The organism is Variovorax sp. P1_H12_2 (assembly GCF_056405335.1).
Genome location: NZ_JBFUCI010000300.1, coordinates 1 through 7991 on the forward strand (window position 1 = coordinate 1; position 7991 = coordinate 7991).

Below are 7991 nucleotides of genomic sequence, written 5' to 3' on the forward strand. Positions count from 1 at the left end.
GCCATGGGGTGTCTGGGGGCGGCATTCCACGGTGGCGAAGTTGCGCGAATGGCTGGGCCTGGAGCGTGGCCGGTGGCCGAGGAAGGAAGACTATCTCTACAACTTCGCGTACTCAGGCTCAGTCTGCGCCGATCTTCTGACCGGCCGCCAGCGACAGGCCAGGCGCCTGGTCGAGTTGATGGATCAGGAGCCGGAGCGCTGGAGGCACGGCGTGGTGGTGGTCCGGATGGGGCTCGGCGACTGGATAGGGCAGCTCGATCTCCAGGCGCGCGATCCGGCGGCGCCCGAGGTGCGTGCAACGGCGGCCTACTGTGCCGAGGAGATCGGTCGGACCGTGGCGCTGATTCATGCGTCGCATCCGTTGACGCGCATCCTGCTGGTCGGGCTCGTGAATGAGGCCGACGATCCAGCCTATGCCGACCGATTCCAGTCGGCGGCCGAAAGCGCGAACATCAACGCTGCGCTCGACGGGTTCAACGCGGCGGTCCGCCGCCTGGCGGCCGACGCGCCGGAGGTCGCATATTTCGACGACCTCGAATGGTTCAAGGCGAACTGGGGTGCGCGCGACGACTCAGGAAAACCCGACTACAAGACGGTGGTGATCGGGCCAAGTCTGCGCGTGACCAACACGTCGGGGAATGAAGCGCACCATGCCATGCTCGCGGACGCCCACGCAGGCATCGTGTCGAATACCCTGTGGGCGCAGGCCCTGGTCGCACGTCTGAACGAGGCGTTCGACCTGAAACTGACCCCGATCAGCGACGCGGAGGTCGTCCGCTTCCTGGAGCCGTTGACCAGTCCGCCTAAAGCGCCAGGCTCTTGAGGTAGTCGCGGAACGCTCCGCCCACTTCGGGGTGCGCCAGGGCCAGTTCGACCGTCGCCTGCAGGAATCCTTCCTTGCTGCCGCAGTCGTAGCGCGTGCCCTTGTAGGCATAGGCGTACACCGATTCCTTCTTGAGCAGCGCGGCGATGCCGTCGGTCAGCTGGATCTCGCCGCCCGCGCCCTTCGGCTGGTTGCGAATCTCGGCGAACACGCCCGGCGTGAGGATGTAGCGGCCGGCAACGCCCAGGCGCGAAGGCGCGTCCTCGGGCTTCGGCTTCTCGACCATGCGACTGATCTTGACCAGGCCGTTGTCGATCGTCTCGCCGGCGACGACGCCGTAGCGCCTGACGTGTTCCAGGGGCACTTCCTGCACGGCCAGCAGGGAGCCGCCCAGTTGGCCGAAGACCCGCGTCATTTGCGCCAGCACCGGCTCGCCGTCGGCCGGGCCGACCATCAGGTCATCGGCCAGCAGCACCGCGAAGGGTTCGTTGCCCACCAGGTGCTCGGCGCATAGCACGGCGTGGCCCAGGCCCAGCATGCGCGGCTGGCGCACATAGGAGCAGGTCATGTCGTCGGGCATCACCGAGCGTGCGATGTTGAGCAATTCCGTCTTGCCGCTGGCCTCGAGCTGCGATTCGAGCTCGTAGGCGGTGTCGTAGTGATCCTCGATCGCACGCTTGTTGCGCCCGGTGACGAAGATCATGTCGCGGATGCCCGCGGCATAGGCTTCTTCGACCGCGTACTGGATCAGGGGCTTGTCCACCACGGGCAGCATTTCTTTGGGCTGCGCCTTGGTGGCCGGCAGGAATCGGGTGCCAAAGCCTGCTACGGGAAACACGGCCTTGCGAATGCGCGTCGAGGTGTGGGACATGGGCTTTCGTCAGATCAGGGGGAAGAAAGGGGATGGCCGGCGCCGCGAGGCGCCGACCCGAATACTAAAGGCCGTTGCAGCCACCCGTCTGTCAGCCGAGGCGCACAAGCTGGTCGCGCAGCCGATCGAGCGTGGCACTGAAGTCCGCGAGCCGTTTGCGCTCCTGCTCGATCACAGCGGGAGGCGCCTTGGCGACGAAGGCCTCGTTGCCGAGTTTGGCATTCACCTTGACGATTTCGCCCTCGATGCGCGCAAGCTCCTTGCCGATCCGGATCTTTTCCGCGGCCTTGTCGATTTCCATGTGCAGGCAGATGCGCACGTCGCCGACCACTGCCACCGGTGCTGCCTCGGCCGCGGCCGACCAGGCCGCCGCGTCGTCGAACACCTTCACTTCCTTGAGCTTGGCCAAGGCCTGGAGCACGGGCGCCGCGTCGCGCAGGAAGGCGCCGCTCGCGGCGTCGTCCGCGACCGCGTAGAGCGGCATGCGGGTGGCGGGCGAGACGTTCATTTCGCCGCGCAGCGTGCGGCAGGCGTCGACCAGCGACTTGAGCCGGGCCACGTGGGCCTCGGCCGCCTCGTCGATCTTCTCGGGCTGGCTCTTCGGGTAGGCGGCGATCATCACCGACTCGCCCTCGCGGCCGGCGACCGGCGCCACCTTCTGCCAGAGTTCCTCGGTGATGAAGGGGATCACCGGGTGCGCCAGGCGCAGCAGGGTCTCCAGCGTGCGGATCAGCGTGCGGCGCGTGGCGCGCTTGTGCGCGTCGTCGCCCTGCTGGATCTGGACCTTGGCGATCTCCAGGTACCAGTCGCAGAACTCGTCCCAGGCGAACTGGTAGATCGCATTGGCGACGTTGTCGAGCCGGTACTCCTCGAAGCCCTTGGTCACCTCGGCCTCGACGCGCTGCAGCTTCGAGCTGATCCAGCGATCGGCCTGGCTGAACTTCAGGTAGCCGTGCGCCGGGCCGCCGACCGCGCATTCTTCCTTGGTGTGCTCCCTCAAGCCGCAGTCCTGGCCTTCGCAGTTCATCAGCACGAAGCGGGTGGCATTCCAGAGCTTGTTGCAGAAGTTGCGGTAGCCCTCGCAGCGCTTGGCGTCGAAGTTGATGCTGCGGCCCAGCGATGCCAGCGAGGCGAAGGTGAAGCGCAGCGCGTCGGCGCCGAAGGCCGGGATGCCGTCCGGGAATTCCTTCTGCGTGTTCTTGCGCACGGCCGGCGCCGTCTCGGGCTTGCGCAGGCCCTGCGTGCGCTTGTCGAGCAGTTCGGGCAGCGCGATGCCGTCGATCAGGTCGACCGGGTCGAGCACATTGCCTTCCGACTTGCTCATCTTCTTGCCGTGCGAATCGCGCACCAGGCCGTGGATGTAGACGTGCTTGAACGGCACGCGGCCGGTGAAGTGCTTGGTCATCATGATCATCCGGGCGACCCAGAAGAAGATGATGTCGTAGCCGGTGACCAGCACGCTCGAGGGCAGGTAGAGATCGAGGTCCTGCGTCTTCTCGGGCCAGCCCAGCGACGAGAAGGGGATCAGGGCCGACGAATACCAGGTGTCGAGCACGTCCTCGTCGCGCACCAGCGTCTTGCCGGGCGCCTGGGCCTGCGCTTCCTCTTCGCTGCGCGCCACGTAGACCTTGCCGTCGGCGTCGTACCAGGCCGGGATCTGGTGACCCCACCAGAGCTGGCGCGAGATGGTCCAGTCCTGGATGTTCTCCATCCAGTGGTTGTAGGTGTTGACCCAGTTCTCGGGCACGAAGCTCACCTCGTCCGAGCGCACCGCGTCGATCGCCTTCTGGGCGATCGACTGGCCGCTGGCATCGGGCTTGGTCATGGCGACGAACCACTGGTCGGTCAGCATCGGCTCGACCACGGCGCCGGTGCGGGCGCAGCGCGGCACCATCAGCTTGTGCTTCTTGGTTTCGACCAGGAGGCCCAGCGCTCCAAGATCGGCCACCACCGCCTTGCGCGCCACGAAGCGATCGAGCCCGCGGTACTTCTCGGGCGCGTTGTCGTTGATCGTGGCGTCCAGCGTCAGTACGCCGATGCGCGGCAGGTCGTGGCGCAGGCCCACGGCATAGTCGTTCGGGTCGTGCGCCGGCGTCACCTTGACCACGCCGGTGCCGAACTCGCGGTCGACGTAGTCGTCGGCAATCACCGGGATCAGCCGGTCGACCAGCGGCAGCTTCACGTGCTGGCCGATCAGGTGCTTGTAGCGCTCGTCCTCGGGGTGGACCATGACGGCGGTGTCGCCCAGCATGGTCTCGGGCCGCGTGGTCGCGACCGTGAGCGTGCCCGAGCCGTCTTCCAGCGGATAGGCGATGTGCCAGAGGAAGCCGTCCTCCTCCTCGTTCTCGACTTCGAGGTCGCTGACCGCAGTCTTGAGCACCGGGTCCCAGTTCACGAGCCGCTTGCCGCGGTAGATCAGCCCTTCCTCATACAGTTGCACGAAGGTCTGGGTCACGACCTTGGACAGGTTCTCGTCCATCGTGAAGTACTCGCGGCTCCAGTCCACCGTGTCGCCCATGCGGCGCATCTGGTTGGTGATGGTGTTGCCCGACTGCTGCTTCCATTCCCAGACCCGGGCCACGAAGTTCTTGCGTCCCAGGTCGTGGCGGCTGATCTTCTGCTCCTGCAGCTGGCGCTCGACGACGATCTGGGTCGCGATGCCTGCGTGGTCGGTGCCCGGCACCCACAGCGTGTTGTCGCCCGCCATGCGGTGATAGCGCGCCAGGCTGTCCATGATGGTCTGGTTGAACGCATGGCCCATGTGCAGCGTGCCGGTGACGTTCGGCGGCGGCAGCTGGATCGCGAACGAGGCGGCGCCTTCCTTGGCTTTCTGCGTGCCGCGGAAACCGGCGGCCGCATAGCCGCGCCGCTCCCATTCGGGCCCCCAGTGCGCCTCGATGGCAACGGGTTCGAAGGATTTGGAAAGGCTCTCGAGGCCGGGTTGGGGCAGGGTGTCGCTCATGGCGTTGCAAAGACGAGCGGCATCCCGCAGGATGCCGCTCGTGGGGGTGAAGGTGGGGGGATTTTATTCGACTGCGCGCGCGCTGTGCGCTCGCCGCGGACCTTTGCCCGGGCGGCCGATAATTCGGCGATGCTGTTCCTGCTTTCCCCCGCCAAATCGCTCGACTACGAGACACCGGTGCCCGATGCGGTGCCCGCCACGCAAGCCCGATTCGAAGGGCCGAGGAGTCCCGCGGCCGAACTCATCGGGATCCTGCGCGAGAAATCGCCGCAACAGATCGCCGAGCTCATGCACCTGTCGGACAAACTGTCGGCGCTCAACGTCGCACGTTACGCGGCGTGGGCCTCCAAGGGCAGCGCGAAGAATGCGAAGCAGGCTGCGCTGGCCTTCGACGGCGACGTCTACGGCGGCCTCGATGCCAGGTCCCTCAGCGAGAAACAGCTCGCCTGGGCGCAGGAGCACATCTGCATTCTGAGCGGGCTCTACGGCGTGCTGCGCCCGCTCGACCTGCTGCAGCCCTACCGGCTCGAGATGGGAACGCAGCTCGCCAACCGCCAGGGCAAGGACCTTTACGCGTTCTGGGGCCCGCGCATTGCGCCGCATCTCAACGAACGGCTGGCGGCCGACCGCACGCCGGTGGTCATCAACCTGGCTTCCCAGGAATACTTCAAGTCGGTCGACAAGGACGTTCTCAAGGCCCGCGTGGTCGAATGCGTGTTCGAGGAGTGGAAGGCAGGCAGCGGCGCCAAGGGCGATCCGGGACGCTACAAGATCATCAGCTTCTTCGCCAAGCGGGCCCGTGGCCTGATGGCGCGCTGGGCCGTGCTGCACAAGGCGGCCACGCCCGGAGCGCTGGAAAAATTCGACCTCGAGGGCTATGGCTTCGACGCCGTCGCTTCGAAGCCGGATCGGATGGTGTTCCGGAGGAAATCCCCATGAAATCGGGCCAGGCGGTCAGCCCCGAATTGCTCGAGTGGGTCGCGGCCCAGCTCGCGGCCGGTCATTCGGTGCTGAGCTTGCGCGCCTCGATGCGGGCTGCGGGATGGCACGACGACGCAGCCGATGTCGCCCTGCAGGGCATCGAGATGCAAGTCGCGGGGGGCGGCGCAGTCGAGCCTCYGCCCACCCGCATGCCCGGCCCCGACCTGTCGGTCTCTCCGCTCTATGTCGACGCCGGCGATCGCCGCGTCCAGGTGCTCCAGACGATGCGGCTGCCCCGGGTGATCGTCTTCGGCGACCTGCTTTCCGACGATGAATGCGAGAGCCTGATCGCCGCGGCGCGCCAGCGCCTCGCGCGGTCGCTCACGGTCGAGACGCAGACCGGCGGTGAAGCCCTCAATGTCGATCGAACCAGCGACGGCATGTTCTTCGAACGGGGCGAGAACGCGATCGTCGCGCGGCTCGAGCTGCGCATCGCGGCGCTGCTGCGATGGCCGGTCGAATTCGGCGAGGGGTTGCAGATCCTGCGCTATTCGCCGGGTGCCCAGTACCGCCCGCACTATGACTATTTCGACCCGGGCGAGCCCGGCACGCCGACCATCCTGCGGCGCGGCGGCCAGCGCGTGGCCACGCTCGTGATGTATTTGCACGAGCCCGAGCAGGGTGGCGCCACCACCTTCCCCGACGTCGGTCTCGAGGTCGCGCCCAAACGTGGCACCGGCGTCTTCTTCAGCTACGACCGGCCGGACCCGGCCACCCGCACCCTGCACGGCGGCGCGCCTGTGCTCTGCGGCGAGAAGTGGGTCGCGACCAAGTGGCTGCGCGAACGCGAATTCATCTGACACTCGAGCCATGAAGATCACAGCCAACGGCATCCAGATCGAAGTCGAAGACAGCGGCGGAGAAGGTCGGCCGGTGGCGCTGCTCGTCATGGGGCTCGGCATGCAGCTGATTGGCTGGCCCGACGAGTTCGTGCAGGCGCTGGTCGACGCCGGCTACCGGGTCGTGCGCCACGACAACCGCGACATTGGCCTGAGCCAGGGCTTTGACGAGGCGGGCGCCGGCAACCTGCTCTGGCAGAGCGTGCGCCGGCGCATCGGCTTGCCGGTGCGTTCGGCGTACAGCCTGCAGGACATGGCCAATGACTCGCTCGGCGTGCTCGACGCGCTCGGCATCGCGCGCGCCCACGTGATCGGCGCGTCGATGGGCGGCATGATCGCCCAGCGGCTGGCAGCCAGCGCGCCGCAGCGCACCGCCAGCCTGGTGAGCATCATGAGCTCGAGCGGCGCCCGCAAGTTGCCGGGCCCGCGCCCCGACGTCGCCGCGGCCTTGGTGCGGCGACCGCCGAGCCGCACCGAGGCGGCGCTGGTGGCGCACAGCCTCGGCATGGTGCGCCTGATCCAGAGCCCCGCCTATCCGCAGGACGACCAGGTCGTGGCCGAACGGATCCGGCGCGCCCTGCACCGCGCCTACCGACCGGCCGGCGTGGTGAGGCAGATGCTCGCGATCGTCGCCGACCGCGGTCGTGCCGAGCTGCTGCCGCGCATCGCCAGTCCGGCACTGGTGCTGCATGGCGAAGCCGATCCGCTGGTGCCGATCGCCTGTGGCCGGGACTCGGCGCAACGCATTCCGGGCGCGCGCTTCGTCGCGGTTCCTGGCATGGGCCACGACCTGCCGCCACCGGTGAACGAGATCCTCATGCAGCACATCCTCCCTTTTCTTGAGAACGCAAAGAGCCGCCCATGAGCCTAGACAACACCCCGGAGCAGTCGCAATTGGGCCGCGTGTCGGCCTATGTCGACCAGTACGACGCCAGCCTGCTGTTCCCGATCGCGCGCGCCACGCAGCGCGAAGCCATGGGGATCGCGAGCGACAAACTGCCCTTCTTCGGCGCCGATCTCTGGACCGCGTTTGAATTGAGCTGGCTCAATGCGCGCGGCAAGCCGCAACTGGCGATCGCCCACTTCACGATTCCCTGCGAGACGCCCAACATCATCGAGAGCAAGTCCTTCAAGCTCTATCTGAACAGCTTCAACAGCACCGTATTCGCGGATGCGCAGGCGGTCCGGGAGCGCTTGCGCACCGACCTGGGCGAGGCCGTATGGCGCGGCAGCGATCGCTCGGCCGGTATCGGCGTGAAGCTGCTGGCACCCGATGCCTTCGACCAGGAGCCTGTGCATGAGCTCGACGGCCTCGATCTGGACCGCCTCGACATCGAATGCGCGCAGTACCAGCCGGCGCCCGAGCTGCTGACCAGCGACCTGACGCAGCCGCCCGTGACCGAGACGCTCACCAGCCGGCTGCTCAAGAGCAATTGCCTGGTGACCGGCCAGCCCGACTGGGGGAGCGTGCAGATCCGCTACAACGGCCCCCCGATCGACCAGGCGGGCCTGCTC

The 7991-nt window shown here is 67.2% G+C and carries 7 protein-coding genes; 5 read left to right on the forward strand and 2 right to left on the reverse strand.

Going from position 1 to position 7991, the window contains the following annotated elements:
• The coding region (locus tag AC1D2K_RS24535; protein WP_478091688.1) for an SGNH/GDSL hydrolase family protein at positions 1–823 on the forward strand (823 nt) is incomplete at its 5' end.
• Here AC1D2K_RS24535 and galU read toward each other — a convergent pair.
• On the reverse strand, positions 804–1694 hold the full coding sequence (gene galU / locus AC1D2K_RS24540; RefSeq protein WP_478091689.1) for a UTP--glucose-1-phosphate uridylyltransferase GalU: 891 nt from the start codon (positions 1692–1694) through the stop codon (positions 804–806). The genes AC1D2K_RS24535 and galU overlap by 20 nt on opposite strands.
• Positions 1695–1785: 91 nt before the next feature.
• A complete protein-coding gene (locus AC1D2K_RS24545) occupies positions 1786–4656 on the reverse strand; it encodes a valine--tRNA ligase (protein ID WP_478091690.1) in 2871 nt (956 codons plus the stop codon).
• Positions 4657–4785: 129 nt separating this feature from the next.
• Here AC1D2K_RS24545 and yaaA point away from each other — a divergent pair, with 129 nt between their 5' ends.
• The 4 genes from yaaA to AC1D2K_RS24565 form a co-directional block, all read left to right on the forward strand.
• Positions 4786–5595, forward strand: a complete 810-nt coding sequence (gene yaaA / locus AC1D2K_RS24550; RefSeq protein ID WP_478091691.1) for a peroxide stress protein YaaA — start codon at positions 4786–4788, stop codon at positions 5593–5595.
• Complete coding sequence (locus AC1D2K_RS24555) at positions 5592–6437, forward strand: 2OG-Fe(II) oxygenase (protein WP_478091692.1); 846 nt, start codon at positions 5592–5594, stop codon at positions 6435–6437. Before yaaA ends, AC1D2K_RS24555 begins: the two co-directional genes overlap by 4 nt.
• 10 nt (positions 6438–6447) lie before the next feature.
• A complete protein-coding gene (locus AC1D2K_RS24560) occupies positions 6448–7341 on the forward strand; it encodes an alpha/beta fold hydrolase (protein ID WP_478091693.1) in 894 nt (297 codons plus the stop codon).
• A partial coding sequence (locus AC1D2K_RS24565; protein WP_478091694.1) for an NADPH-dependent 7-cyano-7-deazaguanine reductase QueF occupies positions 7338–7991 on the forward strand: 654 nt, incomplete at its 3' end. The genes AC1D2K_RS24560 and AC1D2K_RS24565, both read left to right, overlap by 4 nt.

Bases quoted from the DNA above. Each gene is read 5' to 3' on its own strand.
- galU (WP_478091689.1), bottom strand. From the start codon at position 1,694: ATGTCCCACACCTCGACGCGCATTCGCAAGGCCGTGTTTCCCGTAGCA.
- AC1D2K_RS24545 (WP_478091690.1), bottom strand. From the start codon at position 4,656: ATGAGCGACACCCTGCCCCAACCCGGCCTCGAGAGCCTTTCCAAATCC.
- yaaA (WP_478091691.1), top strand. From the start codon at position 4,786: ATGCTGTTCCTGCTTTCCCCCGCCAAATCGCTCGACTACGAGACACCG.
- AC1D2K_RS24560 (WP_478091693.1), top strand. From the start codon at position 6,448: ATGAAGATCACAGCCAACGGCATCCAGATCGAAGTCGAAGACAGCGGC.